This window comes from Pseudomonas sp. (assembly GCF_050739935.1).
Lineage (GTDB): Bacteria > Pseudomonadota > Gammaproteobacteria > Pseudomonadales > Pseudomonadaceae > Aquipseudomonas.
Window position 1 is genome coordinate 132060 of the sequence record NZ_JBOICF010000069.1, and the last position, 24824, is coordinate 156883.

At 58.4% G+C, this 24824-nt stretch carries 30 protein-coding genes; 15 read left to right on the forward strand and 15 right to left on the reverse strand.

Features of this window, described 5'->3' with window-relative positions:
- Positions 1-30: 30 nt before the first annotated feature.
- A complete protein-coding gene (locus ACRER8_RS13975; RefSeq protein ID WP_431746839.1) occupies positions 31-1236 on the reverse strand; it encodes an aminotransferase class V-fold PLP-dependent enzyme in 1206 nt (401 codons plus the stop codon).
- Positions 1237-1271: 35 nt separating this feature from the next.
- Positions 1272-1535 (reverse strand): DUF3820 family protein, encoded by a 264-nt coding sequence (locus tag ACRER8_RS13980; protein ID WP_431746840.1) that lies wholly within the window; start codon positions 1533-1535, stop codon positions 1272-1274.
- A gap of 231 nt (positions 1536-1766) precedes the next feature.
- Between ACRER8_RS13980 and ACRER8_RS13985 the strand changes: the two genes are divergently transcribed.
- On the forward strand, positions 1767-2237 hold the full coding sequence (locus ACRER8_RS13985; RefSeq protein ID WP_431746841.1) for a PA2169 family four-helix-bundle protein: 471 nt from the start codon (positions 1767-1769) through the stop codon (positions 2235-2237).
- A gap of 159 nt (positions 2238-2396) precedes the next feature.
- Here the strand turns inward: ACRER8_RS13985 and ACRER8_RS13990 are convergent, their stop codons facing one another.
- The 10 genes from ACRER8_RS13990 to ACRER8_RS14035 form a co-directional block, all read right to left on the reverse strand.
- Positions 2397-2669, reverse strand: a complete 273-nt coding sequence (locus ACRER8_RS13990) for an HPr family phosphocarrier protein (RefSeq protein ID WP_431746842.1) — start codon at positions 2667-2669, stop codon at positions 2397-2399.
- 16 nt (positions 2670-2685) lie between these two features.
- Positions 2686-3543: an RNase adapter RapZ gene (gene rapZ, locus ACRER8_RS13995; protein ID WP_431746843.1), complete on the reverse strand. Its 858-nt coding sequence runs from the start codon at positions 3541-3543 to the stop codon at positions 2686-2688.
- A gap of 2 nt (positions 3544-3545) precedes the next feature.
- Positions 3546-4010, reverse strand: coding sequence for a PTS IIA-like nitrogen regulatory protein PtsN (gene ptsN / locus ACRER8_RS14000; RefSeq protein ID WP_431746844.1), 465 nt, complete (start codon positions 4008-4010; stop codon positions 3546-3548).
- A gap of 12 nt (positions 4011-4022) precedes the next feature.
- Complete coding sequence (gene hpf / locus ACRER8_RS14005) at positions 4023-4331, reverse strand: ribosome hibernation-promoting factor, HPF/YfiA family (RefSeq protein WP_062384329.1); 309 nt, start codon at positions 4329-4331, stop codon at positions 4023-4025.
- Between the two features lie 77 nt (positions 4332-4408).
- A complete protein-coding gene (locus tag ACRER8_RS14010) occupies positions 4409-5902 on the reverse strand; it encodes an RNA polymerase factor sigma-54 (RefSeq protein WP_431746845.1) in 1494 nt (497 codons plus the stop codon).
- Positions 5903-6090: 188 nt separating this feature from the next.
- Positions 6091-6816: an LPS export ABC transporter ATP-binding protein gene (gene lptB, locus ACRER8_RS14015; RefSeq protein ID WP_431746846.1), complete on the reverse strand. Its 726-nt coding sequence runs from the start codon at positions 6814-6816 to the stop codon at positions 6091-6093.
- Positions 6816-7364: a lipopolysaccharide transport periplasmic protein LptA gene (gene lptA / locus ACRER8_RS14020; protein WP_431746847.1), complete on the reverse strand. Its 549-nt coding sequence runs from the start codon at positions 7362-7364 to the stop codon at positions 6816-6818. Before lptA ends, lptB begins: the two co-directional genes overlap by 1 nt.
- Complete coding sequence (gene lptC, locus ACRER8_RS14025) at positions 7351-7923, reverse strand: LPS export ABC transporter periplasmic protein LptC (protein WP_431746848.1); 573 nt, start codon at positions 7921-7923, stop codon at positions 7351-7353. The genes lptA and lptC overlap by 14 nt, the downstream gene beginning before the upstream one ends.
- A gap of 10 nt (positions 7924-7933) precedes the next feature.
- A complete protein-coding gene (locus ACRER8_RS14030) occupies positions 7934-8467 on the reverse strand; it encodes a KdsC family phosphatase (protein ID WP_431746849.1) in 534 nt (177 codons plus the stop codon).
- Positions 8468-9442, reverse strand: coding sequence for a KpsF/GutQ family sugar-phosphate isomerase (locus tag ACRER8_RS14035; RefSeq protein WP_431746850.1), 975 nt, complete (start codon positions 9440-9442; stop codon positions 8468-8470).
- Positions 9443-9755: 313 nt separating this feature from the next.
- Here ACRER8_RS14035 and ACRER8_RS14040 point away from each other — a divergent pair, with 313 nt between their 5' ends.
- The 10 genes from ACRER8_RS14040 (at position 9756) to hisC (ending at position 17776) form a co-directional block, all read left to right on the forward strand.
- Positions 9756-10565 (forward strand): ATP-binding cassette domain-containing protein, encoded by an 810-nt coding sequence (locus ACRER8_RS14040; RefSeq protein WP_431746851.1) that lies wholly within the window; start codon positions 9756-9758, stop codon positions 10563-10565.
- Positions 10565-11362 carry a lipid asymmetry maintenance ABC transporter permease subunit MlaE gene (gene mlaE, locus ACRER8_RS14045; RefSeq protein ID WP_074753863.1) on the forward strand — a complete coding sequence of 266 codons (798 nt, stop codon included), beginning with the start codon at positions 10565-10567 and terminating at the stop codon, positions 11360-11362. Before ACRER8_RS14040 ends, mlaE begins: the two co-directional genes overlap by 1 nt.
- Positions 11362-11829, forward strand: a complete 468-nt coding sequence (mlaD, locus tag ACRER8_RS14050; protein ID WP_431746852.1) for an outer membrane lipid asymmetry maintenance protein MlaD — start codon at positions 11362-11364, stop codon at positions 11827-11829. The genes mlaE and mlaD overlap by 1 nt, the downstream gene beginning before the upstream one ends.
- An 11-nt stretch (positions 11830-11840) precedes the next feature.
- Positions 11841-12494, forward strand: coding sequence for an MlaC/ttg2D family ABC transporter substrate-binding protein (locus ACRER8_RS14055; RefSeq protein ID WP_431746853.1), 654 nt, complete (start codon positions 11841-11843; stop codon positions 12492-12494).
- Positions 12491-12796: an STAS domain-containing protein gene (locus ACRER8_RS14060; RefSeq protein WP_431746854.1), complete on the forward strand. Its 306-nt coding sequence runs from the start codon at positions 12491-12493 to the stop codon at positions 12794-12796. Before ACRER8_RS14055 ends, ACRER8_RS14060 begins: the two co-directional genes overlap by 4 nt.
- 114 nt (positions 12797-12910) lie before the next feature.
- The gene (locus ACRER8_RS14065; protein ID WP_062384295.1) at positions 12911-13150 is read left to right on the forward strand and encodes a BolA family protein; all 240 of its coding nucleotides are present in this window, start codon (positions 12911-12913) and stop codon (positions 13148-13150) included.
- A gap of 23 nt (positions 13151-13173) precedes the next feature.
- On the forward strand, positions 13174-14439 hold the full coding sequence (gene murA, locus ACRER8_RS14070; protein WP_431746855.1) for a UDP-N-acetylglucosamine 1-carboxyvinyltransferase: 1266 nt from the start codon (positions 13174-13176) through the stop codon (positions 14437-14439).
- Between the two features lie 162 nt (positions 14440-14601).
- Complete coding sequence (gene hisG, locus ACRER8_RS14075; protein WP_431746856.1) at positions 14602-15237, forward strand: ATP phosphoribosyltransferase; 636 nt, start codon at positions 14602-14604, stop codon at positions 15235-15237.
- Positions 15238-15392: 155 nt separating this feature from the next.
- Positions 15393-16721: a histidinol dehydrogenase gene (gene hisD, locus ACRER8_RS14080; protein WP_431746857.1), complete on the forward strand. Its 1329-nt coding sequence runs from the start codon at positions 15393-15395 to the stop codon at positions 16719-16721.
- Between the two features lie 2 nt (positions 16722-16723).
- Positions 16724-17776, forward strand: a complete 1053-nt coding sequence (gene hisC, locus ACRER8_RS14085) for a histidinol-phosphate transaminase (RefSeq protein ID WP_431746858.1) — start codon at positions 16724-16726, stop codon at positions 17774-17776.
- A 187-nt stretch (positions 17777-17963) separates the two neighbouring features.
- Here hisC and algW read toward each other — a convergent pair whose 3' ends face one another.
- On the reverse strand, positions 17964-19124 hold the full coding sequence (gene algW, locus ACRER8_RS14090; protein ID WP_431746859.1) for a Do family serine endopeptidase AlgW: 1161 nt from the start codon (positions 19122-19124) through the stop codon (positions 17964-17966).
- A 108-nt stretch (positions 19125-19232) separates the two neighbouring features.
- Between algW and ACRER8_RS14095 the strand changes: the two genes are divergently transcribed.
- The 3 genes from ACRER8_RS14095 (at position 19233) to cysN (ending at position 23098) form a co-directional block, all read left to right on the forward strand.
- A complete protein-coding gene (locus ACRER8_RS14095) occupies positions 19233-19991 on the forward strand; it encodes a Nif3-like dinuclear metal center hexameric protein (protein WP_431746860.1) in 759 nt (252 codons plus the stop codon).
- Positions 19992-20272: 281 nt separating this feature from the next.
- Entirely contained in the window at positions 20273-21190 is a 918-nt protein-coding gene (gene cysD / locus ACRER8_RS14100) for a sulfate adenylyltransferase subunit CysD (RefSeq protein WP_431746861.1), read from the forward strand.
- Between the two features lie 9 nt (positions 21191-21199).
- Entirely contained in the window at positions 21200-23098 is a 1899-nt protein-coding gene (gene cysN / locus ACRER8_RS14105; protein ID WP_431746862.1) for a sulfate adenylyltransferase subunit CysN, read from the forward strand.
- A gap of 177 nt (positions 23099-23275) precedes the next feature.
- Here cysN and ACRER8_RS14110 read toward each other — a convergent pair whose 3' ends face one another.
- Together ACRER8_RS14110 and ACRER8_RS14115 are read right to left on the reverse strand one after the other, a co-directional pair.
- Positions 23276-23458: a hypothetical protein gene (locus ACRER8_RS14110; RefSeq protein ID WP_431746863.1), complete on the reverse strand. Its 183-nt coding sequence runs from the start codon at positions 23456-23458 to the stop codon at positions 23276-23278.
- Positions 23459-23605: 147 nt separating this feature from the next.
- Positions 23606-24043 (reverse strand): YhcB family protein, encoded by a 438-nt coding sequence (locus ACRER8_RS14115; RefSeq protein WP_431746864.1) that lies wholly within the window; start codon positions 24041-24043, stop codon positions 23606-23608.
- Positions 24044-24188: 145 nt separating this feature from the next.
- Between ACRER8_RS14115 and ACRER8_RS14120 the strand changes: the two genes are divergently transcribed.
- A complete protein-coding gene (locus tag ACRER8_RS14120) occupies positions 24189-24818 on the forward strand; it encodes an alpha/beta hydrolase (protein WP_431746865.1) in 630 nt (209 codons plus the stop codon).
- Positions 24819-24824 lie beyond the last annotated feature (6 nt).

The window sequence follows — 24824 nt, forward strand, 5'->3', positions numbered from 1 at the left end:
TTTTTTGCATTCTTCAGCTTCTAAAAAAGCTCACGCCAATGCGCGAAGCGCCTCAATCAGGCGCGAGACATCTTCCGCTGAGGTGACGAAGCCAGGCGTAATGCGAATACACGGCCCGCATGCCGAACCTTCTCTGGCCACCGCAAAAATCCCGTGTTCGTCGAGCAGTCGTCGGGCCATGAGCTGCTGATCTTCGTGACCAGTGAAGCGCAGCGAGGTAATCCCGCAATACAGGCGCGAATCATCCGGGGTCAGCACTTCGACGCCTTGCATGCTGCGAGCTTCGCGAACCCACAGATCCCGCAGATACGCCAGGCGCGCACCCTTCACGGCAGATCCGCCGATAGCCCGGTGCTCGGCGAAGACTCGGGGCAAGGTCATCAAGGCGGGAATATTAGGGGTGCCATATGGCGCGCGACCCAGAATATCGTCGGGCGCATAACGCGCGTCACCCATGTCCGGGTCAATGGATGCCAGCCGCTCCTGCTTCACGTAAATGAAGCCCAGGCTCAACGGTGCCCCCATCCATTTCTGCAGGTTGAAACCGGCGAAGGCCACGCCCAGCTCACCAAGGTTGAAATCCAGCTGTCCGAGGGCATGAGCGCCATCGAGAATCACGTCGATACCATGGGCCTTGGCCAGGGGCGCGATGTCCTGGACAGGCATGACGAGGCCGGTGCGATGGGTGACATGGGTCAGCGCCATCAACTTGAGACGGGGATTGGCAGCAAAGGCGTCGCCATAGGCCTTGAGTAGAGAGTCGTAGCTGGCCGGGTGCGCGTGGCTGATCTCGATCACCTCGACTCCGCGGTGCTTGGCCAGCCACCGCATGGCGGTTCGCACACTGTTGTAGTCCAAATCGCTGATCAGCACCTGGTCTCCAGGTTGCAACGCATTGTAGTTGCGGATCAGCGTTTGCAGTGACTCCGATGCGCAGCGGGTGAGGGCAACTTCCCGGCTGGGGACGTCCAGCAACTGAGCGAGGTCGGCGCGAATGATCTCGCTATCCTCGGTATCGAACCGCTCACGGACGTACACCGAATTGCTGCGGTTAACGTAGGCCAGATGCTGTTCGTAAGTGCGCAGCACTTCTCGGGTCATGCGTCCGAAATACCCGTGTTCGAAGTTGATCGGGCCAGGCTCAACATCGTATTGGCGCGCTACATCGCGCCAGAAGGCTTCGTCGCGGGCACGTTCGATTGCTAAATCCTTTGTTGCAGGTTGAACGCTGGTCATCGGGTGGCTCGTCTCATGAGGGGCAAGAAAAGTGGTCAGGAAAAACGAATCGGAGTTTTCAGTAGATTCCCCCGCAAGACCTCACGGGGTTTGCTGCGTAACGGATCCAGCAGCGCAGACAGGCCGTTGTGATCGATCTCGTGCATCAGCGCCAGCAGGCTACCGAGTTCGCCAGCCGGGAAGCCCTTACGGGCGAACCAGTTCAAGTAGTCACCCGGCAGATCGGCAAGTAGCCGCCCTTGATATTTGCCGTACGGCATTTCACGCATCACCAGAAGTTTGAGCTTTTCGGGATTCATCCGGCCGCCTTTGGTCCTTTCGATTGAATTTCAAAGATACGTGCATTCTGCATGTATGCAAATGCGTAGATCATGCAGAAAGCGAGACATGTCCGTGCATTAATAAACATAACTATATGAAAAATAAAGATTTGTTGAAGGAGCAAAAGCTGGCATGCACGCTGCAACACTATGGTCATCGAGTGTAGCTGCACACACTATTCGATTAACCTGCCAGAAAGGAACTGCAAAATGACGGATATCAACAAAGAAGCGATTTCGGTACTGAACGATCTGATCGAAACCAGCATTGATGGCGAAAAAGGTTTTCATACCGCCGCTGAAGATATCAAGAACCCTGAAATCAAGGCTTATTTCCTTTCTCGTTCTACCGAGTGCAAAACGGCTGTTGCCGAGCTTCAAGCTGAAGTCCGTGCCTTGGGTGGCGATCCGGATGACTCTTCCAGCGCGACCGGCGGCCTGCACCGCCTGTGGGTTGAACTGAAGGCAGCCGTCACCGGAAAGAGCGACGAAGCTGTGCTGAATGAAGTTGAGCGCGGTGAAGACCATGCGCTGAAAGCTTACAAAGAAGCATCGCAAAAGGCCGTAGAGAAAAATCTGCCTGTTAACGTGACAAGCCTGATTCAACGTCAGCTGACTGGCGTGCAAGCCAATCACGACAAAGTGAAGGCTCTGCGCGACAGCGTCCGCAGAACTAGCTGATCTGGTGCCGGGTCGGTCAAACGATCCGGCCCTCTGATCCAGAGAAACGCCAGCATGTCTGGCGTTTTTTTATGCTTATGGTTTGTAGGGCGTGGTTTGTAGGGCGGTGATTTCAGAATGCGCAGCGTGAAGGAGTCAAGAGCGTACGTTGCGAACCGCTCACTCCCCCTCATCGAACCTGTCGTTGATTAGCTTGATCAGATCATCCAGTGCAGCCTGTTCGTTTTCGCCTTCGGTCAGCAAATGAATTTCAGTGCCTTTGCCAGCGGCGAGCATCATTACGGCCATGATGCTTTTGCCATCGACCATGCTGTCTGGTGTACGACCGACCCGGATCTGGCAAGGATGTTTGCCGGCGACGCCGACGAACTTGGCTGCTGCGCGGGCATGCAGGCCCAGCTTGTTGATGATGGTGATTTGATGAGCGGGCATCGCGTTGGGGATCCTTTCAGCTTAGGTCGCGGTGGCGGACCTGAACATTCTTGAGCGATTGCTGCAGGGCCTGACCCAGGCGTTCAGTCAGGTAAACGGAGCGATGGTGTCCGCCGGTGCAGCCAATGGCAATGGTGACGTAGGCGCGGTTGCTGGCGGCGAAGCGCGGCAGCCACTTGGTCAGGTATGAAGAGATGTCCTGATACATTTCTTCCACATCGGGTTGCGCCGCCAGATAGTCCGCCACTGGTTGGTCCAGCCCGGATTGCTCGCGCAGGTCGGGTTTCCAGTAGGGATTGGGCAGGCAGCGAACGTCGAATACCAGGTCCGCGTCAACCGGCATGCCACGTTTGAAGCCGAAGGACTCGATGAGGAAGGCCGTGCCCGGCTCTGGCTTGTTCAGTAGTCGCAACTTGAGCGTATCGCGCAACTGATAAAGGTTGAGATGGGTCGTGTCGATGGTGAGGTCAGCCAAGTCGATGATTGGCCCCAGCAACGTTTTTTCGTCACGAATGGCTTCTGCCAGCGAGCGCGTGGCGTTGCTCAGCGGATGGCGTCGGCGTGTCTCGGAAAAGCGCTTGAGCAGCGTCGGTTCATCGGCGTCCAGAAACAGCACATCACACTGGATGTGCCGATCGCGAACCTCTTCGAGCATGCGTGGAAAACGGGTCAAATGACTGGGCAGGTTGCGTGCGTCGATGGACACCGCCAGCAGCGGTTCGGCGAGTTCGGTGTTGATCAGTGCACGCTCGGCAAGCTCGGGAAGCAGGCCGGCCGGAAGATTGTCAACGCAATAGAACCCGCTGTCTTCCAGAACGTCGAGGGCCGTGCTCTTGCCGGAGCCGGAGCGACCGCTGACGATGATCATGCGCATGGTTAGTGACCGTTCTGGACGTGAAGCACCACGTTGTAAAGCTCCTCGCTATCCTTCGCACCCCGCAGACTGGCACGGACTTCGGCTCGGTCAAGCATGCTGGCGATCTGGCGCAGTAACTCGAGATGGGCGTCGGTGGCGGCCTCGGGGACGAGCAGAACGAACAGCAGGTCCACGGGAGCACCGTCGATGGCGTCGAAATCCACCGGTCGTTCCAGATGCAACACGGCGCTGACCGGTGAGGTACAGCCCTTGAGTCGACAATGAGGGATCGCGATTCCGTTACCGAATCCGGTAGAACCGAGTTTTTCGCGGGCGATAAGGGCTTCGTAGACGGTTTGCCACTCGAACTCGGGCACTTCTCGCCCGATCAGCTTGGCAATCTCTTCGAGTACGGCTTTTTTACTGCCGCCTGGCACGTTCACGAGGGAACGGCCAGGGGTCAGGATGTTTTCAAGTCGGATCATGGATGGGGGGTATCAGCGAGCTGCCGCACCTTTGAGGATGCTTTGCTGCTTTTCCTTATGCTTGAGCAATTGTCTGTCTAGCTTATCAGTGAGCAGGTCGATCGCCGCGTACATGTCGTCATGTTCGGCATTGGCGACCACCTCTCCACCGTGGATATGCAGGGTGGCCTCGATCTTCTGTTTGAGCTTCTCGACGGCCATCGTCACCTGCACGTTCGTAATCTTGTCAAAATGCCCTTCGAGCTTTTTCAGCTTAAGCTCGATGTATTCGCGCAGGGGCTTGGTCACTTCCAGTTGGTGTCCACTGATGTTGACTTGCATACAGCTTCTCCTTCGTTGCCAGTGCATTAAGAGGCAGGCTTGGGTGCCTGCCACTGGAACGCTGTGGCCTGTGACCTCTACATCAGCCGCTTGCGTTCGCTGGACGGCGCTATCCCCAGGGATTCGCGGTATTTGGCGACTGTGCGACGGGCCACTTGAATGCCTTGTGCCTCCAGTAAACCAGCGATCTTGCTGTCACTCAACGGCTTTTTCTGATTTTCCGCGGCAACCAGTTTTTTAATGATCGCGCGGATGGCGGTGGACGAGCATTCACCGCCTTCGGAGGTGCTGACGTGGCTGGAAAAGAAATACTTCAGTTCGTAAATGCCACGGGGTGTATGCATGAATTTCTGCGTGGTCACCCGTGAAATCGTCGATTCGTGCATCCCTACCGCCTCGGCGATGTCATGCAGCACCAACGGCTTCATCGCCTCGTCGCCATACTCGAGGAATCCCCGTTGATGTTCGACGATCTGCGTCGCGACCTTCATCAGCGTTTCGTTTCGGCTCTGCAGGCTTTTGATGAACCAGCGCGCTTCCTGCAACTGGTTACGCATGAAGGTATTGTCGGCGCTGGTGTCGGCGCGGCGCACGAAGCCGGCGTACTGTGGATTGACGCGCAGGCGCGGTACCGCTTCCTGATTGAGCTCGACCAGCCAGCGTTCGTTGTCCTTGCGCACGATGACATCGGGAACGACGTACTCGGCTTCGCTGGATTCGATCTGCGAACCGGGGCGCGGGTTGAGGCTCTGCACAAGTTCGATGACCTGGCGCAGTTCATCTTCCTTGATCTTCATGCGGCGCATCAGCTGCGCGTAGTCACGGCTGCCGAGCAGGTCGATGTAGTCGCTGACCAGTCGCTGGGCTTCGGCGAGCCATTTGGTCTTGGCCGGGAGCTGACGCAATTGCAGGAGCAGGCATTCGCTGAGGGTGCGGGCGCCTATACCGGCCGGTTCGAATTGCTGGATGCGGTGCAGCACGGCCTCGATCTCGTCCAGCTCGATGTCGAGCTCCGGATCGAAGGCGTCCAGCAGCTCCGCGAGCGATTCGTCGAGATAACCCTGATTGTTGATGCAGTCGATGAGCGTGACCGCAATCAGGCGATCGGTATCTGACATCGGGGCCAGGTTCAGTTGCCAGAGCAAATGGCTTTGCAGACTCTCGCCGGCTGACGTGCGAGTGGTGAAGTCCCACTCGTCATCATCGTTGCTGGGCAGGCTGCTGGCGCTGGTCTGATAGACGTCTTCCCAGGCGGTGTCGACGGGCAACTCGTTGGGAATGCGCTCGCTCCATTCGCCGTCTTCCAGATTGTCGACGGTGGGTGCGGATTCCTGATAGGTCGGTTCCTGAACGTCAGGGTTGGGCTTTTGCTCGATGTTGTCGGCCATGGGGTCGACATTGTCGAAATCGTCGCCTTCTTCCTGGCGCTCAAGCATAGGATTGGACTCCAGTGCCTCCTGAATTTCCTGTTGGAGATCCAGCGTCGACAGTTGGAGTAAGCGGATGGCCTGTTGCAGCTGCGGTGTCATCGTCAGCTGCTGGCCCATTCTCAAGACTAGCGAAGGTTTCATGGCAGGGGCTTAATACCTTATTCGCCGGCGCACATGCGCGCCATCCACTACTAGGGCGCCGAGGCGCCAACTTAAGCAAATTATATGCCTGAAACCGGAGTGTTTGCCTAGGGTGTGATGGCAATTATTGCGGGGTTGGCGATGAGGCGCATGTTGCGTATGCCGACCAGCCGCTTGCCAGCGCCCGATTACAGGCGGAACTCATGGCCGAGATACACTTCCTTAACCAACTGGTTGGCCAGGATGGTTTCAGCGTCGCCCTCTGCGATCAGCTGCCCATCGTTGACGATGTAGGCGGTTTCGCAGATGTCGAGAGTCTCACGGACGTTGTGGTCGGTGATCAGAACGCCGATGCCTTTGGCCTTGAGATGGTAAATGATCTGCTTGATATCGCCCACGGAGATCGGGTCCACACCGGCGAATGGCTCGTCCAGAAGGATGAATTTCGGCGATGTCGCCAAGGCGCGCGCGATTTCCACGCGACGGCGCTCACCACCCGACAGGCTCATGCCGAGGTTGTCACGGATGTGCGTGATGTGGAATTCCTGCAGCAGGCTCTCCAGCTCCTTGCGACGTCCGGCGCGGTCGAGCTCCTGGCGGGTCTCGAGAATGGCCATGATGTTGTCGGATACCGACAGTTTGCGGAAGATCGAAGCTTCTTGTGGCAGATAGCCAATACCCGCGCGAGCGCGACCATGCATCGGCTGATGGCTGACGTCCTGATCGTCGATCAAAACGCGGCCCTGATCGGCTTGGACCAGACCTACGATCATGTAGAAGCAGGTGGTCTTGCCGGCACCGTTGGGCCCCAGAAGGCCAACGATCTGACCGCTGTCGATGGACAGGCTGACGTCGCGTACGACCTGCCGGCTTTTATAGGCCTTGGCCAGGTGTTGGGCTTTCAGCGTTGCCATTACTGGGCCTTCTGCTGGTCGGTTTTCTTTTTCGGTTGAATCACCATGTCGACACGCGGACGAGCTTCGGTGACCTTGCTGCCGGTGGCACGTCCGGCGCTGGCCAGCTTCTTGACCGTGTCATAGACGATTTTCTCGCCCTGGGTGGTGTTGTTGTCCTTATCGACCACTTTGGCCCTGTCGATCAATACGATGCGGTTTTGCGGTGCGTGGTACTGAATCGTCACGCCCCAGCCCTGGACGGGTTTGGGGTCGCCTGCAGTCTGCACTTGCTCGAAGTAGGCGAGGTTGCCTACCGAGGTCACGACGTCGATGTCGCCGTCCGGCGTGCGGGTCATGGTCACGGTGTTGCCGGTAACCTTCATCGAGCCCTGAGTAATGATCACATTGCCTTTGTAGGTGGCAATGCCTTGCTTGTCATCCAGCTGAGCATCGTCGGCCTGAATGCGAATAGGCTGATCCTGATCGTTCGGCAGAGCCCAGGCGCTCACGCTTCCCAGTGCTGCGCCCAGGCCGAGCAAAATAGGGAGGGTTTTAAGGAGCCTCATACTGTCCTCTTGCGTTCGATAGCAGGTGTATCCTGCTTTCTTTGAGATAGGCTTTCATACCCGTACCGGTGCTCACGCCGTTGAAGCCGTCGATTCTAACGGGTTGAGCGGTTTCCGCATATTGCTTCTGAGGGAAGACAGTCATGCGGGTGCTGGTGATGATGGTGGTGCGTTTCTTTTCGTCGGTGCGATTGATACGAACCTGGTCGATCAGCTCCACATGGTCGCCACCGGGAGAAACTTCGGCGCGCACGCTTTGTACGTGCCAGGGAAATTCCGAGCCGCGATACATCTGCAACACCGGAGTGGTCATCAGCGTTACGTCGGTGGCCTTCAGATGCTCGACCTTGTCGGCGGTCATGTCGTACTGCATGGAGCCATCGGGCAGGTACTGGATGCTGTGGGCGTTCGTCGCATAGTAGTCGATGGCGCTCTCATCCACGGCGACCTTGGGCTGGTCCATGAAGCTTTCCGGGCTGATATTCCAGTAGCCGGCGGCTGCAAGCAGCACTGCCAGCACACCGAGGATCAGGAAGGTACGAATTCTTTTGCTCAGCATAAATCCACTTCTATAAGTAGGCGGCGTGGGCCGCTTCGAGATTACCCTGAGCACTCAGGATCAACTCGCAGAATTCCCGGGCCGCGCCTTCGCCGCCCCTGGCCTGGGTGGTGCCGTGGGCATGCTGGCGGACGAATCCGGCGGCGTTGGCGACCGCCATGCCCAGGCCGACCCGGCGAATGACCGGCAGGTCCGGCAGATCATCGCCCAGATAGGCTACCTGTTCGTAGCTTAGGTTCAGTTCGTGCAAAAGCTCGTCGAGCACCACCAGTTTGTCTTCGCGGCCCTGATACAGGTGGGCGATGCCCAGGTTTTTCGCGCGACGCTCGACGACTGGCGTCTTGCGGCCGCTGATGATGGCGGTGGTGACGCCCGAATTGATCAGCATCTTGATGCCCTGACCGTCGAGGGTGTTGAAGGTCTTGAATTCGCTGCCGTCTTCAAGGAAGTACAGCCTGCCATCGGTCAACACGCCGTCGACATCGAAGACGGCCAGCTTGATCTGTCTGCCGCGTTGCATCAGTTCGTTGGTATGGACGCTCATTTACATCACTCCCGCGCGCAGCAGATCCTGAAGGTTGAACGCACCGACCGGGTGATCGTTCCCGTCGACCACGATCAGCGCACCGATCTTGTTGTCCTCCATGATTTTCAGCGCCTCGGCCGCCAGCATTTCGGCGCGTACGGTCTTGCCGTGCACGGTCATGACGTCGTCGATGGTCGCCCGGCGGATATCGATATCGCGATCAAGCGTCCGACGCAGGTCGCCGTCGGTGAAAATCCCGGCCAGACGGCCATCCGCTTCGACAATGGCGGTCATGCCGAGGCCCTTGCGAGTCATTTCCATCAGCGAGTCACGCAGTGGCGTACCGCGGACCACCAGAGGCAAGGCTGCGCCGGTGTGCATGACGTGCTCGACCTTGAGCAGCAGACGACGGCCTAATGCGCCACCTGGGTGCGAAAAAGCGAAATCTTCGGCAGTGAAGCCGCGCGCATCCAGCAAAGCGACCGCCAGCGCGTCACCCATGACCAGCGCTGCGGTGGTCGACGAGGTCGGCGCCAGATTCAGCGGGCAGGCTTCTTTTTCGACGCGCGCGTTGAGACTGATGTCAGCTGCCTTGGCCAGTGTTGACTCGGCGTTGCCGGTCAGGCTGATCAGCTTGATGCCCAGACGTTTGATGAGCGGCAGCAAAGTCACGATCTCGGCGGTGCTGCCCGAGTTCGACAGCGCCAGGATGATGTCGGCGCCGGTGATCATGCCCATATCGCCGTGGCTGGCCTCGGCCGGATGTACGAAGAAGGCCGGGGTGCCGGTACTGGCCAGAGTGGCGGCGATCTTTTTGCCGATATGCCCGGATTTGCCCATGCCGACCACAACCACGCGGCCCTGGCTGGCAAGAATCAGCTCGCAAGCGCTTACGAAATCGGCATCAATGTGAGCAAGCACGCCTTCTACTGCCTCGATTTCGAGGCGAATGGTGCGTTGTGCGGATTGAATCAGGTCGCGGGCGTTGGTCATGTCGGGAAAGGGTCGGTCGGGTGAAAAGGCCGGGATTATAGCGACAATGTTCAAAACCCTCACGCTTCATCGTCGCTCTTTGTTTATAGAACCGCTCGGTCCGTCAGTTCCTGTTCAGCAGATGGCCCCGCTCAGTGCAGGAAAATTCCACTGGCGTTGAAATATTTGTCCCTGATTGCGACTTGCCGTGTTGGAGCTTTGGCGGTGTACGACGGCGGTGTTATAGTTCGCCGCTTGTTCGGCCCTTCCAGACAGTGTGTCGTTCGTCAAGGACGCGGCATCTGACAGACAGGCTGCATCGCAAGGAGTTTAGATGAGTGCCGATAACGCCTACGCGGTCGAATTGAAGGGTATGTCCTTCAAACGCGGTACGCGCAGCATCTTCAATAATGTGGACATCCGCATTCCCCGGGGCAAAGTCACCGGCATCATGGGGCCATCGGGCAGTGGTAAAACCACGCTGCTGCGTCTGATGGGTGCACAACTGCGTCCGAGCGGCGGTGAGGTGTGGGTCAATGGCCAGAACCTGCCCAAGCTTTCGCGCAGCGATCTTTTCGATGCTCGCAAGCAGATGGGGGTGCTGTTCCAGAGCGGCGCGTTGTTCACCGATCTCGACGTATTCGAAAATGTAGCGTTTCCGCTACGTGTTCATACCAAGCTGCCGGAAGACATGATTCGCGACATCGTGCTGCTGAAGTTGCAGGCGGTGGGTTTGCGCGGCGCGGTCGAATTGATGCCCGATGAGCTGTCGGGCGGCATGAAACGTCGCGTCGCGCTTGCACGTGCGATTGCGCTGGACCCGCAGATTCTCATGTACGACGAGCCGTTCGTGGGGCAGGACCCGATCGCCATGGGGGTGCTGGTGCGGTTGATCCGCCTGCTCAACGATGCGCTGGGCATCACCAGTGTCGTGGTTTCTCACGATCTGGCCGAAACAGCGAGCATTGCTGACTATCTATACGTGGTCGGTGATGGTCAGGTTCTGGGGCAGGGTACGCCGCAGGACCTGATGCAATCGGAAAACCCGCGCATCCGTCAGTTCATGACAGGGGATCCAGACGGCCCCGTGCCTTTCCACTATCCGGCGCCGGATTATCGCGAAGATCTTTTGGGGAAGCGCTGATGCGCAGAAAGTCATTAATGGATCGTGTTCGCCTGATGGGGCGCTCCGCGATCGATATTGTTGCAGTACTGGGGCGTTCGGGGATTTTTCTGGTTCATGCCTTGCTCGGACGAGGCGGAATCGGCGGCGGCTTTCAACTGTTGGTCCGTCAGCTTTATTCGGTTGGCGTGATGTCGCTGGCGATCATCGTCGTTTCCGGTGTGTTCATCGGTATGGTGCTCGCGTTGCAGGGGTTCAGCATTCTCGCCAAGTACGGTTCGGAGCAGGCAGTCGGGCAAATGGTCGCCCTGACCCTGCTGCGCGAACTGGGGCCGGTGGTGACGGCCTTACTGTTCGCCGGTCGTGCGGGCTCGGCCCTGACCGCTGAAATCGGCAATATGAAATCCACCGAGCAGCTGTCCAGCCTTGAAATGATCGGCGTCGACCCTCTGAAGTACATCGTCGCGCCGCGCCTATGGGCGGGTTTCATTTCGTTGCCGGTGCTCGCCATCATTTTCAGTGTTGTCGGCATCTGGGGCGGTTCATGGGTCGCCGTCGATTGGCTGGGCGTCTATGAAGGCTCCTTCTGGGCGAACATGCAGAACAGCGTTTCCTTCCCCAACGATGTGATCAACGGCGTCATCAAGAGCGTTGTCTTCGCCTTTGTGGTCACATGGATTGCCGTGTTTCAAGGCTATGACTGCGAACCCACTTCCGAGGGGATCAGTCGCGCCACGACCAAGACCGTGGTCTACGCCTCATTGGCCGTACTGGGCCTGGACTTTATTTTGACCGCCTTGATGTTTGGAGACTTCTGATGCAAAACCGCACCCTCGAAACCGGTGTCGGCCTGTTCCTGCTGGCCGGGATTCTGGCCTTGCTCTTGCTCGCCCTGCGCGTCAGCGGTCTGAGCGCCAGCACGACCAACGACAGTTATAAACTTTACGCAAATTTCGACAATATCGCCGGTTTGACTGTCAGAGCGAAGGTGACCATGGCCGGTGTGACCGTCGGCAAGGTCACAGCAATCGATCTGGACCACGATACCTTCACCGGCCGTGTAACCATGGAAGTGGATAAACGAGTGAACAATCTGCCTTCCGACTCCACAGCGTCCATTCTCACCGCAGGTTTGCTGGGCGAGAAATATGTCGGCATCAGCGTCGGCGGTGATGACCAGTTGTTGAAGGATGGCGGCACGATTCATGACACCCAGTCGTCGCTGGTACTCGAGGACCTGATCGGTAAATTCCTGCTTAATTCCGTGGGTAAAGACGCCAAATGAGGAGTTTTTTCATGATCTCGATTCTGCGCCGTGGCCTTTTAGTGCTGCTGGCTGCCCTGCCATTGTTCGCCAATGCAGCGCCTGCGTCCTCCGCTCATGATTTGGTGGACCGTACAACCAAGCAACTGCTGGCCGACCTTGCTGCCAACAAGGACAAGTACAAATCCGATCCGCAGGCTTTCTACGACGCTTTGAATGGCATCGTCGGTCCCGTGATCGACGCTGACGGCATTTCCAAAAGCATCATGACCGTGAAGTACTCGCGCAATGCTTCTCCTGCGCAGATGCAACGCTTTCAAGAGAACTTCAAGCGCAGCCTGATCCAGTTCTACGGCAACGCACTTCTGGAATACAACAACCAGGGCATTACCGTTGCGCCGGCCAAGGAAGAGGGGGCTGATCGTACTTCCGTCGACATGTCGGTCAAGGGCAACAACGGTGCCGTCTATCCTGTGTCTTACACCCTCGTGACCATCAATAACGAGTGGAAGGTGCGCAACGTGATCATTAACGGCATCAACATCGGCAAGCTGTTCCGTGATCAGTTCGCCGACGCGATGCAGCGCAATGGCAACAACCTGGACAAGACCATCGATGGCTGGGCCGGTGAAGTTGCAAAAGCGAAGGAATCGACTGAAAACTCCAGCGACAAGGTCGTTAAATGACTGATGCACGTGTCACCGCCGTGGGTGGCGGCGAGCTGAAGCTCTTCGGCGTGCTGGACTACCGGACTGGCCCGGCCCTGCGCGAGCAGGGGGCCGAGCTGATCAAGGCCAGTGATGCACCGGCGATAGTGCTGGACTGCTCGGCGGTGGAGAAATCCAGCAGCGTGGGGCTGGCGCTGTTGCTGGCGTTCATGCGCGACGCACATGCCGCCGGCAAATCCGTCAATGTCCGCGCACTGCCGGAAGACATGCGAGAAATTGCACAGGTATCGGGTCTCACCGAACTGTTCGAACAACATTGATTGCTGTCATCGATCAAGCCCCTCGTCCGGCTCCTATAAAGTAGGGTTCGCAACGAGAGGGCTTTTTTGTATGATGGCCGACCCGCGCGCGTAGGGCGCCGATTGAGGTTAAGCATGCAGGCCGTAGAAGTTAAAAGCTTCCTTGAAGGTAAGCTGCCAGAAATCCAGGTCGAAGTTGAAGGCGAAGGCTGCAACTTCCAGCTGAACGTGATCAGCGACGAACTGGCTACACTGAGTCCAGTCAAGCGCCAGCAGCAGATCTACACGCATTTGAACCCATGGATCGCCGATGGCAGCATCCATGCGGTCACCATGAAATTTTTCAGCCGCGCTGCATGGGCCGAGCGCACCTGAGCCAAATTGGCGTCGAGATTCTAATGGACAAACTGATTATTACTGGCGGCATTCGTCTTGATGGCGAAATCCGCATTTCCGGGGCGAAGAACTCTGCCCTGCCGATTCTCGCAGCCACGTTGCTGGCTGATGGTCCTGTGACCGTCGCCAACCTGCCGCACCTGCACGACATTACTACCATGATCGAGCTGTTCGGGCGCATGGGCATCGAGCCCATCATCGACGAAAAGCTCAGTGTCGAAATCGATCCTCGCACCATTAAAACCCTGGTCGCGCCGTACGAGCTGGTGAAAACCATGCGTGCCTCGATTCTGGTTCTGGGTCCGATGGTTGCCCGCTTCGGCGAAGCGGAAGTCGCGCTGCCTGGCGGCTGCGCCATCGGTTCACGTCCGGTCGACCTGCACATTCGTGGCCTTGAAGCCATGGGCGCGATCATCGACGTGGAGGGCGGCTACATCAAGGCCAGGGCGCCAGAAGGTGGCCTGCATGGTGCGCATTTCTTCTTCGATACCGTCAGCGTGACCGGCACCGAAAACATCATGATGGCGGCCGCACTGGCCAACGGCCGCAGCGTGTTGCAGAACGCCGCCCGCGAGCCGGAAGTTGTCGATCTGGCAAACTTCCTGAACGCCATGGGTGCAAAAGTCTCCGGCGCTGGCACCGACACCATCACCATCGATGGCGTCAAGCGTCTGGGCTCGGCGACCTATCGCGTGATGCCCGACCGCATCGAGACCGGTACCTATCTGGTCGCCGCTGCTGCCACCGGTGGCCGCGTCAAGGTCAAGGATACCGATCCAACGATTCTGGAAGCTGTTCTCGACAAGCTTCGCGAAGCGGGAGCTGAAATCACCACCGGTGCCGACTGGATCGAGTTGAACATGCACGGTAAGCGTCCGAAAGCGGTCAACGTGCGCACCGCGCCGTACCCGGCGTTCCCTACCGACATGCAAGCACAGTTCATCTCGCTGAACGCCATCGCCGAAGGCACCGGGGCAGTGATCGAAACCATTTTCGAAAACCGTTTCATGCACGTGTATGAAATGCACCGCATGGGCGCGCAGATTCAGGTTGAAGGCAATACAGCCATCGTCACCGGTTGCGCCAAGCTCAAGGGCGCGCCAGTGATGGCGACCGACCTGCGTGCTTCGGCCAGTCTGGTGATCTCGGCGTTGATCGCTGAGGGCGACACGCTGATCGATCGCATCTACCACATCGACCGTGGTTACGAGTGCATCGAGGAGAAGCTGCAGATGCTGGGCGCGAAGATCCGTCGCGTACCGGGCTAGTAGTTCCAGCGCCCCGTTGCCTGTATCACCTACAGGCAGCAGGGCCGCTGAGTGAAGGTTTGATCTTGAATCGTTTCACTTCGAGTCTGCGTCGTCGACTCGAAGGTTGCGGGCGCCGATTGCGACCCGACACGCGCTTGCTGATAAGGACTGACGTTTCCCATGTTGACCATCGCACTGTCCAAGGGCCGAATCCTTGATGACACTCTGCCGCTTCTCGCTGCTGCGGGCATCGTGCCGACCGAGAATCCGGACAAGAGCCGCAAGCTGATCATCCCTACGACTCAGGACGATGTGCGCCTGTTGATCGTACGAGCGACCGATGTGCCGACTTATGTCGAGCATGGCGCGGCTGATCTTGGCGTGGCCGGCAAGGATGTCCTGATGGAATACGGAGGCCAGGGCCTTTACGAGCCACTGGACCTGCAGATCGCCAAGTGCAAGCTGATGACCGCAGGTGCTGTCGGCGCTGCCGAGCCCAAGGGTCGTCTGCGCGTGGCCACCAAATTCGTCAACGTCGCCAAGCGTTACTACGCCGAACAAGGCCGCCAGGTCGACATCATCAAGCTGTACGGCTCCATGGAACTTGCGCCGCTGGTGGGCCTTGCGGACAAGATCATCGATGTTGTCGATACCGGCAATACGCTGCGCGCCAATGGCCTTGAGCCTCAGGACCTGATCGCCCACATCAGCTCGCGGCTAGTGGTCAACAAGGCTTCGATGAAAATGCAGCACGCGCGCCTCCAATCGCTGATCGACACCTTGCGTAATGCCGTGGAGTCGCGACACCGCGGTTGACTGTTTCGCGCAACTTTGACCAAGAACCAAGGTTGCGCCCAGCTATCCGTATCATAGCCAAATTTCTCAGGTGCCTGCGCGGATGGCTTGGTAGCTTTAGGCTCCTGCCTATGCACAAGGCATCTGAGAAAACGCCAATCAATGAGGCTCATGCTATGACCATTTCCAACACCATTCGCCGACTCAACGCTGCTGACCCGGATTTCGCGCGACATCTGGATCATCTGCTGAGCTGGGAAAGTGTGTCTGACGATTCGGTCAATCAGCGTGTGCTGGACATCATCAAGAACGTGCGCGAGCGCGGTGATGCCGCCCTGGTGGAGTACACCCAGCGTTTCGATGGTCTTGACGTCGCCTCGATGGCCGACCTGATCCTGCCGCGCGAGCGTCTCGAACTGGCGTTGACTCGCATCACTCCGGCTCAGCGGCAGGCGCTGGAAAAGGCTGCCGACCGCGTGCGCAATTACCACGAACGGCAGAAACAGGACTCCTGGAGCTACACCGAAGCCGATGGCACTGTGCTGGGCCAGAAGGTCACGCCGCTGGATCGCGCAGGTCTGTACGTGCCAGGTGGCAAGGCATCATATCCGTCGTCGGTATTGATGAACGCGATCCCGGCCAAAGTGGCTGGCGTCGGCGAAGTGGTGATGGTCGTGCCTACCCCGCGCGGCGAGCTCAACGAATTGGTGCTGGCCGCTGCCTGCATCGCTGGCGTCGACCGGGTGTTCACCATCGGCGGCGCACAAGCGGTCGCAGCGCTGGCGTATGGTACTGAAAGCGTTCCGCAGGTCGACAAAGTCGTAGGCCCAGGCAACATTTATGTCGCCACGGCCAAGCGCCACGTCTTCGGTCAGGTCGGCATCGACATGATTGCCGGTCCTTCGGAAATTCTGGTGGTGTGCGACGGCCAGACCGATCCGGACTGGATCGCGATGGACCTGTTCTCTCAGGCCGAACACGATGAAGATGCGCAGGCGATTCTGGTCAGCCCCGATGCCGAGTTCCTCGACAAGGTCGCCGCGAGCATCGCCCGGCTGATGCCAACCATGGAGCGCGCCGAAATCATCAACACTTCGATCAACGGTCGCGGTGCCTTGATCAAGGTGACCGACATGATTCAGGCCATTGAAGTCGCCAACCGCATTGCGCCTGAACATCTGGAACTGTCCGTCGCTGATCCTGAAGCCTGGTTGCCACAGATCCGTCATGCTGGCGCCATCTTCATGGGGCGGCACACATCCGAAGCGTTGGGCGACTACTGTGCAGGCCCGAACCACGTGCTGCCGACTTCCGGTACCGCGCGGTTTTCCTCGCCGCTGGGCGTTTACGACTTCCAGAAACGCTCCTCGATCATCTTCTGCTCGGAGCAGGGCGCATCGGAACTGGGCAAGACCGCTTCGGTGCTGGCTCGTGGCGAGTCGTTGACTGCTCACGCGCGTAGTGCTGAATACCGGATCGTCGATAACCAACAAGAAGGCAAGTGAGCATGAGCAAATTCTGGAGTCCTTTTGTCCGTGATCTCGTGCCTTACGTGCCGGGCGAGCAACCCAAACTGACCAAGCTGGTGAAGCTGAACACCAATGAGAACCCTTATGGTCCGTCGCCGAAGGCCATCGAGGCGATGCGCGCCGAGGTCAACGACGACCTGCGCCTGTACCCCGATCCGAACAGTGACCTGCTCAAGCAATCCGTGGCCCGCTATTACGGCGTGGATACCAACCGCGTATTCCTCGGCAACGGTTCCGATGAGGTACTGGCTCACGCTTATCACGCGTTTTTCCTACAGGAAAAGCCGCTGTTGTTCCCGGACATCAGTTACAGCTTCTACCCGGTTTACTGTGGCCTTTATGGCGTTGAATACCAGGCGGTGCCGCTGGACGAACAATTCCGGATTCGCGTCGAGGATTACGTGCGTCCAAACGGCGGCATCATCTTCCCCAATCCCAACGCCCCGACCGGTTGTCTGATGGCGCTCGATGCGGTCGAGCAGATTCTGAAAGCGAACCCGGATTCGGTGGTGATCGTCGACGAGGCTTACATCGATTTTGGCGGTCAAACCGCGATCGCTCTGGTGGACCGTTATCCAAACCTGTTGGTAACCCAGACCTTGTCCAAGTCCCGCTCGCTGGCCGGCCTGCGTGTTGGCCTGGCGGTAGGACATCCCGACCTGATCGAGGCCCTGGAACGTGTGAAGAACAGCTTCAACTCGTATCCGCTGGACCGCATGGCCATCGTTGGCGCTGCTGCTGCATTCGATGATCGCGACTACTTCGAGAAGACCCGCAATCTGGTCATCGCCAGCCGTGAAAAGCTGGTTGAGCAACTGGAGGGTAAGGGTTTTGAGGTATTGCCATCGGCAGCGAACTTCATCTTCGCCAGCCACCCCAAACACGACGCTGCCGGTCTTGCGGCCAAAGTGCGTGAGCAGGGCGTGATCGTGCGTCACTTCAAGCAGGAGCGTATCGCGCAATTCCTGCGTATCACGATCGGCACGCCTGAGCAGAATCAAGCGCTGATTGACGCGTTGGGTGATCTGTAGAACCAGCCATTCGGCCTTCTGCGATAGGAGGCCGAACGCGAAACCCACTGCGGGAGCGAATTTATTCGCGAAAAATGGTTCAGGCGATGCAGGTGTGTCGTCTGGGATGCTGTATCGCGAATGAATTCGCTCCCACAGTTTTATTCACCGCCCGCCTGTTCAAATGGGTGAGCGATGCTGTCTGGGATCAATCCTCAGCCGCAGGCGCCGGAGTCTGTGGCGGGCGCAGACCGATTTCGGCCAACAGTTTCAATTCCTTGCCGTTGCGCATGACCTGAATCGCGATTTTTTCCGAAGGCTTGGTGCGCGCGACCTGGTTCATCGACTTGCGCCCGTCCCCGGCGGGTTCGCCGTTGATGCTCAAGATCACGTCACCCAGTTGCAGGCCGGCTTTCTGCGCGGGGCCGTCGCGGAAGATACCGGCGACAACGATCCCAGGGCGATCCTTCAAGCCAAAGGATTCAGCCAGTTCCTGTGTCAAGGGCTGCACTTCGATGCCTAGCCAGCCACGAATCACTTGGCCGTGTTCGATAATCGACTTCATCACCTCCAGCGCCAGCTTCGTCGGAATCGCGAAGCCGATGCCCTGAGAACCGCCAGACTTGGAGAAAATCGCGGTGTTGATGCCGGTCAGGTTGCCGTTGGCATCCACCAGTGCGCCACCCGAATTGCCGGGGTTGATCGCCGCGTCGGTCTGGATGAAATCTTCGTAAGTGTTGAGGCCCAACTGGTTCCGACCCGTGGCGCTGATAATGCCCATGGTGACGGTCTGGCCGACGCCGAACGGGTTACCAATGGCCAGCGCGACATCGCCGATACGAATGCTGTCGGATCTGCCGAGGGTAATGGAGGGCAGGTTCTTCAGATCGATTTTCAGCACTGCAAGATCGGTTTCAGGATCGCTGCCGATGACTCGAGCAATCGTTTCGCGACCATCCTTCAACGCCACGACAATCTGGTCTGCGCCGGAGGTCACGTGGTTGTTGGTCAGCAGGTAGCCTTCAGGGCTCATGATCACCGCTGAACCCAGGCTCGATTCCATCCGGCGTTGCTTGGGCAGGTTGTCGCCAAAGAACCGACGAAACTGTGGGTCTTCGAACAGCGGGTGGTTTGGCTTGTTGTTGACCATCTTGGTCGTGTACAGGTTGGCCACCGCTGGCGCCGCGCTGCTGACCGCATCGGCATAGGAGACCGGACCCTGTTGAATGAGCGCCGTTTGTGGCGCCTGCTGCAGGTTCACGTCCTGACTCGGCAGGCCAACCCACTGCGGGTAGCGCTGGATAATCAATAAAGCGATAAGCACACCAGCGAGCAACGGCCAGCCGAGAAAACGCAGTGCTTTGAACATTTAGAGAGTCCTAAGGTGAATGCGCAGGGTTTGAGGCTTGCCTGCGCCATAATGGCGGGCATTATACGAGGACCGACACGGTCTGGAATGCCTATTTAGGAGACTTTTATGGCTGTTTCTCTGAGCACTCTGGTCGAGGAAGCGGACCGCTATCTGGGCAGTGGGCGCGTTCAGGATTATTGCCCCAACGGCCTGCAGGTCGAGGGACGTCCGCAGGTGACCCGAATCGTGTCCGGAGTAACGGCCAGCCAGGCCTTGCTCGACGCTGCGGTCCAGGCCAACGCCGACCTGATTCTGGTGCATCACGGCTATTTCTGGAAAGGCGAAAGCCCCTGCATCACCGGCATGAAGCAGCGACGCCTGAAGACCCTGCTCAAGCACGACATCAGTCTGCTGGCCTACCACTTGCCGTTGGATCTGCACCCCGAAGTGGGCAATAACGTGCAACTGGCGCGGCAACTGGACATCAACGTCGAAGGGCCGCTCGATCCAGACAATGCGCGCATCGTGGGATTGGTCGGATCGTTGTCAGAGCCGATGACCCCCCGTGATTTCGCCCATCGCGTGCAGAGCGCGCTCGGGCGTGAGCCACTTCTGATAGAAGGCAGCGAAATGATCCGTCGTGTCGGCTGGTGCACGGGAGGCGGGCAGGGGTATATCGATCAGGCCGTGCTCGCGGGTGTCGATCTGTATCTCAGTGGCGAAGCGTCGGAGCAGACATTTCACAGCGCCCGGGAAAATGGCATCAGCTTCATCGCCGCCGGCCATCATGCTACCGAGCGATATGGTGTTCAGGCGCTGGGTGACTATCTGGCACGACGCTTCGCGCTGGAGCATCTGTTCATCGATTGCCCGAATCCCATTTGATCAGCGCCGTGAGCATAGGTGATCTACAGCTTAAGCACCTGTAGCAGCGCGACTATCGGCGGTAAGGTCCTGAGAATCGCTGCCGCCGGCAAACCACAGAGCTATAGAAATTTTTGGGTTTGAGGACGGGAAATCAGCGGAGCGGGTCCAAAGACTGAGCTATATGGTTAGATCGTTTCGATCTATATGGGTCACTGATTAGAATCGGGCCTCATGATAAAGTGCCTCGCTCGACAAAGCCCGTAGGCTTTCCATACAAGTACGTTATCCCGTGAGTAACCATGGTCGACAAACTGACGCATCTGAAACAGCTGGAGGCGGAAAGCATCCACATCATCCGCGAGGTCGCCGCCGAGTTCGATAACCCGGTGATGCTGTACTCGATCGGCAAGGATTCCGCCGTGATGCTGCACCTGGCACGCAAGGCGTTCTTTCCAGGCAAGCTGCCGTTCCCGGTGATGCACGTCGATACCCAGTGGAAGTTTCAGGAAATGTATCGTTTCCGCGACAAGATGGTCGAGGAAATGGGACTGGATCTGATCACCCACGTCAACCCGGAAGGTGTGGCGCAGGGCATCAACCCGTTCACCCATGGCAGCTCCAAGCATACCGACATCATGAAAACCCAAGGCCTTAAACAGGCCTTGGACAAGCACGGTTTCGACGCCGCCTTCGGTGGCGCCCGTCGCGACGAAGAGAAATCCCGCGCCAAGGAGCGCGTGTATTCCTTCCGTGACAGCAAGCACCGCTGGGACCCGAAGAACCAGCGTCCCGAGCTATGGAACGTGTACAACGGCAACGTCAACAAAGGCGAGTCGATCCGCGTATTCCCGCTCTCCAACTGGACCGAGTTGGATATCTGGCAGTACATCTACCTTGAAGGCATCCCGATCGTTCCGCTGTACTTCGCCGCCGAGCGCGAAGTCATCGAGAAGAACGGCACCCTGATCATGATCGACGACGATCGAATCCTCGAGCACCTCAGCGATGAGGAGAAAGCTCGTATCGTCAAGAAGAAGGTGCGTTTCCGTACCCTTGGCTGCTACCCGTTGACGGGCGCTGTCGAGTCTGAGGCTGAGACCCTGACGGACATCATTCAGGAAATGCTCCTGACGCGAACTTCCGAGCGCCAAGGCCGAGTCATTGACCACGACGGTGCAGGCTCGATGGAAGATAAAAAACGTCAAGGTTATTTCTAAGGGGTTGTCATGTCGCATCAATCTGATTTGATCAGCGAGGACATCCTCGCCTACCTGGGCCAGCACGAACGCAAGGAAATGCTGCGTTTCCTGACCTGCGGCAACGTCGACGATGGCAAGAGCACGCTGATCGGCCGTCTGCTGCACGACTCCAAGATGATCTACGAAGATCACCTGGAAGCCATTACTCGCGACTCCAAGAAGTCTGGCACCACCGGCGACGACGTTGATCTGGCGCTGCTGGTGGACGGTCTGCAGGCCGAGCGCGAGCAGGGCATCACCATCGATGTTGCCTACCGCTACTTCTCCACCGCGAAACGCAAATTCATCATTGCCGACACCCCCGGTCATGAGCAATACACCCGCAACATGGCCACCGGTGCTTCCACCTGTGACCTGGCGATCATTCTGGTCGATGCCCGTTATGGCGTGCAAACTCAGACCCGTCGCCACAGTTACATCGCCTCGTTGCTGGGCATCAAGCACATCGTGGTTGCCATCAACAAGATGGACCTCAACGGCTTCGACGAGAACATCTTCGAGCAGATCAAGGCTGACTATCTGCAGTTCGCCGATCGTATTTCCCTGAAGCCGAGCACCATGGAATTCGTTCCGATGTCGGCGCTCAAGGGCGACAACGTGGTGAACAAGAGCGAGCGTTCACCTTGGTACACCGGCAAGTCGCTGATGGAAATCCTCGAAACCGTCGAGATCGCCAACGACCGCAACCTGGACGATCTGCGCTTCCCGGTGCAGTACGTCAACCGCCCGAACCTCAACTTCCGCGGCTTCGCGGGTACGCTGGCCAGCGGTATCGTGCGTAAGGGTGATGAAATCGTCGTTCTGCCTTCGGGCAAGAGCAGCCGCGTGAAATCCATCGTGACTTTCGAGGGCGAGCTGGAGCACGCCGGCCCAGGTCAGGCCGTGACCCTTACCATGGAAGACGAAATCGACATCTCCCGTGGCGACCTGTTGGTTCATGCCGACAACGTCCCGCAGGTGGCCGATGCCTTCGACGCCATGCTGGTGTGGATGGCCGAAGAACCGATGCTGCCGGGTAAGAAATACGACATCAAGCGCGCTACCTCCTACGTGCCCGGTTCGATTGCCAGCATCACCCATCGGGTCGATGTGAACACGCTGGAAGAGGGGCCCGCCAGTGCGTTGCAACTGAACGAAATCGGCCGTGTGAAGATCAGCCTCGACGCGCCGATTGCCCTGGACGGTTACGACAGCAACCGCACCACCGGCGCCTTCATCGTCATCGACCGCTTGACCAACGGCACCGTCGCGGCGGGCATGATCATCGCCAAGCCGGTCGCTGCCGGTGCAGGCAACCACCACGGCGCACTGGCTCACGTTTCGGTTGAAGAGCGCGCTCAGCGTTTTGGCCAGAAACCGGCTACCGTTCTGTTCAGCGGCCTGTCCGGCGCAGGCAAGAGCACCCTGGCTTATGCCGTCGAGCGCAAGCTGTTCGACATGGGCCGCGCGGTGTACGTGCTTGATGGCCAAAATCTGCGTCATGACCTTAACAAAGGTCTGCCGCAGGATCGCGCCGGGCGCACCGAGAATTGGCGGCGTGCCGCGCATGTGGCGCGCCAGTTCAACGAAGCGGGCCTGCTGACCCTGGCCGCGTTCGTCGCACCGGATGCGGCTGGTCGTTCGAACGCCAGGGCGCTGATCGGTGATGATCGTCTGATCACGGTCTACGTCCAGGCTTCGCCTCAGGCTTGCCGCGAACGCGACCCCCAGGGCCTGTATGCCGCGGGCAAGGACAACATCCCGGGTGAGTCCTTCCCCTACGACGTTCCGCTGGATGCTGATCTGGTGATCGACACCCAGACCCTGAACGTCGAAGACAGCGTCAAGCAAGTGCTGGATCTGCTGCGGACTCGCGGCGCGATCTAAACATCGTTCGCTGTACAGAAACCCGCCAGTGATGGCGGGTTTTTTGTTTGTGCGGTTGTCTCGCGATGCGATTCCCCCGTGGGAGTGAGCTTGAATGTCCCTTTCGTGAGCTGAGCAAGTTACTCTCCAGATCCAAGTGTAGGCTCCACGACCAGAATCAAACTCAGGTGCTCACCCTCACAGGGCAAAAGCTGAAGGCGAACGCCCCTCGCAACGCCTGTCAAACGTATGCCTGTCGCACAACGCATCCAGCCTGGACTCATATTGCTGCTGTTCAGTGATGTAGCAATCCTCGATGCAACCGGGCGAAACGCAGCCCGCCAACATCACGCAGGCTGCAAGTGTCTTGATGATGTGCATGACCCCTCCCAAAAATCGGAGGAGAGCATATGGCGCGCGCAAAGAGCCCGTAACCAGCCTTTTCCGGCATTTGCGTAAGGCTTTTCCGAACCCAAAAAAAAGCCCGTCCCTGATACTGCAGGGGCGGGCTTGTCGATGTGTATCGGCTTACTTCTTCAACCCATACTGCTCGTCCAGCATGCCCGGCGTGTTGGGCGACTTCGGCGCGTAGTCCCGCGGCGGCTCGGCGACGGTGCGCGGCGGAGTCAGACGGTCACGAGGCGCTTGCAGAGCGTCGGGGTGCAGCGCGGCGAGCAGGCGTTGGCGGGTGATGTCATCGGTGGCCAGGCGGTTCGCGCCTTCGGCCAGGTGTTCCTGTACATCCTGATAGCTCTGGGACAGTTTCTGCACCAGGTTAGCCGTGCTGTTGAAGTGAGTCACCACTTCGTGCTGATACGTGTCAAAACGCTCCTGAACGTCATCCAGCTGGCGCTGAGTGCTGTTAGGCGCGGCGTTGGGCAGCGCGCGCGCCACGAAGAAACCGATGGCTACACCAACGATCAGGGCAATAGTCGGCAGCAACCAAACTAAGAGCGAGTAATCCACGAGTCCTTCCTCTATAAACGGCTTTGCTTTACGTTAACGGCTCGAACCTGCGCTGTATAGCGGCGACGCGTCGTCGATATGCCAGTTGCAGACAATCAGCTAGACGAGTCGACCCAATTGAAGGTCACGGAGTTCATTCTTGCTCATGCGTGAAACCCCTGTATTCATCGACGGCCCGGTGGGCCAACTCGACGCCCTCTACCTTGACCTGGAAGGGGCCAAGGGCGTGGCGCTGATCTGCCATCCTAACCCGGTTCAGGGCGGCACGATGCTCAATAAGGTCATCTCGACCCTGCAACGCACGGCGCGGGACGCTGGATACGTTACCCTGCGTTTCAATTACCGGGGCGTGGGCCAGAGTGCTGGCAGCTCGGACATGGGGCAGGGCGAAGTCGACGATGCCGAAGCTGCCGCGATCTGGCTGCGCGAAAAACATCCCGATCTGCCGATGACGCTGTTCGGGTTTTCCTTCGGCGGTTTCGTTGCCGCAACCCTGGGCGGTCGCCTTGAAGCCCGCGGCGAAACCCTCAGTCATCTGTTCATGGTCGCACCTGCGGTCATGCGTATTGCCAATCCGAGCGCGCTGCCGCAAAAGGGGTCGTTGACGCTTATCCAGCCGGAAACCGACGAAGTCGTCGACCCACAACTCGTATATGCCTGGTCTGACGCACTCTCACGCCCCCATGAGCTGCTGAAAGTGGCAGAATGCGGACACTTTTTTCACGGCAAGCTGACCGACCTCAAGGATCTGGTCCTGCCGCGCCTTTCGAACTGATTGCAA

What these genes read in the sequence shown, in the direction of transcription:
- ACRER8_RS14055 (WP_431746853.1), top strand. Translation starts at nt 11,841, where the DNA reads ATGATCTCGATTCTGCGCCGTGGCCTTTTAGTGCTGCTGGCTGCCCTG.
- mlaD (WP_431746852.1), top strand. Translation starts at nt 11,362, where the DNA reads ATGCAAAACCGCACCCTCGAAACCGGTGTCGGCCTGTTCCTGCTGGCC.
- lptC (WP_431746848.1), bottom strand. Translation starts at nt 7,923, where the DNA reads ATGCTGAGCAAAAGAATTCGTACCTTCCTGATCCTCGGTGTGCTGGCA.
- rapZ (WP_431746843.1), bottom strand. Translation starts at nt 3,543, where the DNA reads ATGCGCATGATCATCGTCAGCGGTCGCTCCGGCTCCGGCAAGAGCACG.
- hisC (WP_431746858.1), top strand. Translation starts at nt 16,724, where the DNA reads ATGAGCAAATTCTGGAGTCCTTTTGTCCGTGATCTCGTGCCTTACGTG.
- ACRER8_RS13985 (WP_431746841.1), top strand. Translation starts at nt 1,767, where the DNA reads ATGACGGATATCAACAAAGAAGCGATTTCGGTACTGAACGATCTGATC.
- hisG (WP_431746856.1), top strand. Translation starts at nt 14,602, where the DNA reads ATGTTGACCATCGCACTGTCCAAGGGCCGAATCCTTGATGACACTCTG.
- lptB (WP_431746846.1), bottom strand. Translation starts at nt 6,816, where the DNA reads ATGGCAACGCTGAAAGCCCAACACCTGGCCAAGGCCTATAAAAGCCGG.
- ACRER8_RS14110 (WP_431746863.1), bottom strand. Translation starts at nt 23,458, where the DNA reads ATGCACATCATCAAGACACTTGCAGCCTGCGTGATGTTGGCGGGCTGC.
- ptsN (WP_431746844.1), bottom strand. Translation starts at nt 4,010, where the DNA reads ATGATCCGACTTGAAAACATCCTGACCCCTGGCCGTTCCCTCGTGAAC.
- murA (WP_431746855.1), top strand. Translation starts at nt 13,174, where the DNA reads ATGGACAAACTGATTATTACTGGCGGCATTCGTCTTGATGGCGAAATC.
- ACRER8_RS14060 (WP_431746854.1), top strand. Translation starts at nt 12,491, where the DNA reads ATGACTGATGCACGTGTCACCGCCGTGGGTGGCGGCGAGCTGAAGCTC.
- cysN (WP_431746862.1), top strand. Translation starts at nt 21,200, where the DNA reads ATGTCGCATCAATCTGATTTGATCAGCGAGGACATCCTCGCCTACCTG.
- ACRER8_RS14040 (WP_431746851.1), top strand. Translation starts at nt 9,756, where the DNA reads ATGAGTGCCGATAACGCCTACGCGGTCGAATTGAAGGGTATGTCCTTC.
- ACRER8_RS13990 (WP_431746842.1), bottom strand. Translation starts at nt 2,669, where the DNA reads ATGCCCGCTCATCAAATCACCATCATCAACAAGCTGGGCCTGCATGCC.
- hisD (WP_431746857.1), top strand. Translation starts at nt 15,393, where the DNA reads ATGACCATTTCCAACACCATTCGCCGACTCAACGCTGCTGACCCGGAT.
- ACRER8_RS14030 (WP_431746849.1), bottom strand. Translation starts at nt 8,467, where the DNA reads ATGAGCGTCCATACCAACGAACTGATGCAACGCGGCAGACAGATCAAG.
- ACRER8_RS13980 (WP_431746840.1), bottom strand. Translation starts at nt 1,535, where the DNA reads ATGAATCCCGAAAAGCTCAAACTTCTGGTGATGCGTGAAATGCCGTAC.
- lptA (WP_431746847.1), bottom strand. Translation starts at nt 7,364, where the DNA reads ATGAGGCTCCTTAAAACCCTCCCTATTTTGCTCGGCCTGGGCGCAGCA.
- cysD (WP_431746861.1), top strand. Translation starts at nt 20,273, where the DNA reads ATGGTCGACAAACTGACGCATCTGAAACAGCTGGAGGCGGAAAGCATC.
- ACRER8_RS14065 (WP_062384295.1), top strand. Translation starts at nt 12,911, where the DNA reads ATGCAGGCCGTAGAAGTTAAAAGCTTCCTTGAAGGTAAGCTGCCAGAA.
- ACRER8_RS14010 (WP_431746845.1), bottom strand. Translation starts at nt 5,902, where the DNA reads ATGAAACCTTCGCTAGTCTTGAGAATGGGCCAGCAGCTGACGATGACA.
- ACRER8_RS14035 (WP_431746850.1), bottom strand. Translation starts at nt 9,442, where the DNA reads ATGACCAACGCCCGCGACCTGATTCAATCCGCACAACGCACCATTCGC.
- ACRER8_RS14095 (WP_431746860.1), top strand. Translation starts at nt 19,233, where the DNA reads ATGGCTGTTTCTCTGAGCACTCTGGTCGAGGAAGCGGACCGCTATCTG.
- ACRER8_RS13975 (WP_431746839.1), bottom strand. Translation starts at nt 1,236, where the DNA reads ATGACCAGCGTTCAACCTGCAACAAAGGATTTAGCAATCGAACGTGCC.
- ACRER8_RS14120 (WP_431746865.1), top strand. Translation starts at nt 24,189, where the DNA reads ATGCGTGAAACCCCTGTATTCATCGACGGCCCGGTGGGCCAACTCGAC.
- hpf (WP_062384329.1), bottom strand. Translation starts at nt 4,331, where the DNA reads ATGCAAGTCAACATCAGTGGACACCAACTGGAAGTGACCAAGCCCCTG.
- algW (WP_431746859.1), bottom strand. Translation starts at nt 19,124, where the DNA reads ATGTTCAAAGCACTGCGTTTTCTCGGCTGGCCGTTGCTCGCTGGTGTG.
- mlaE (WP_074753863.1), top strand. Translation starts at nt 10,565, where the DNA reads ATGCGCAGAAAGTCATTAATGGATCGTGTTCGCCTGATGGGGCGCTCC.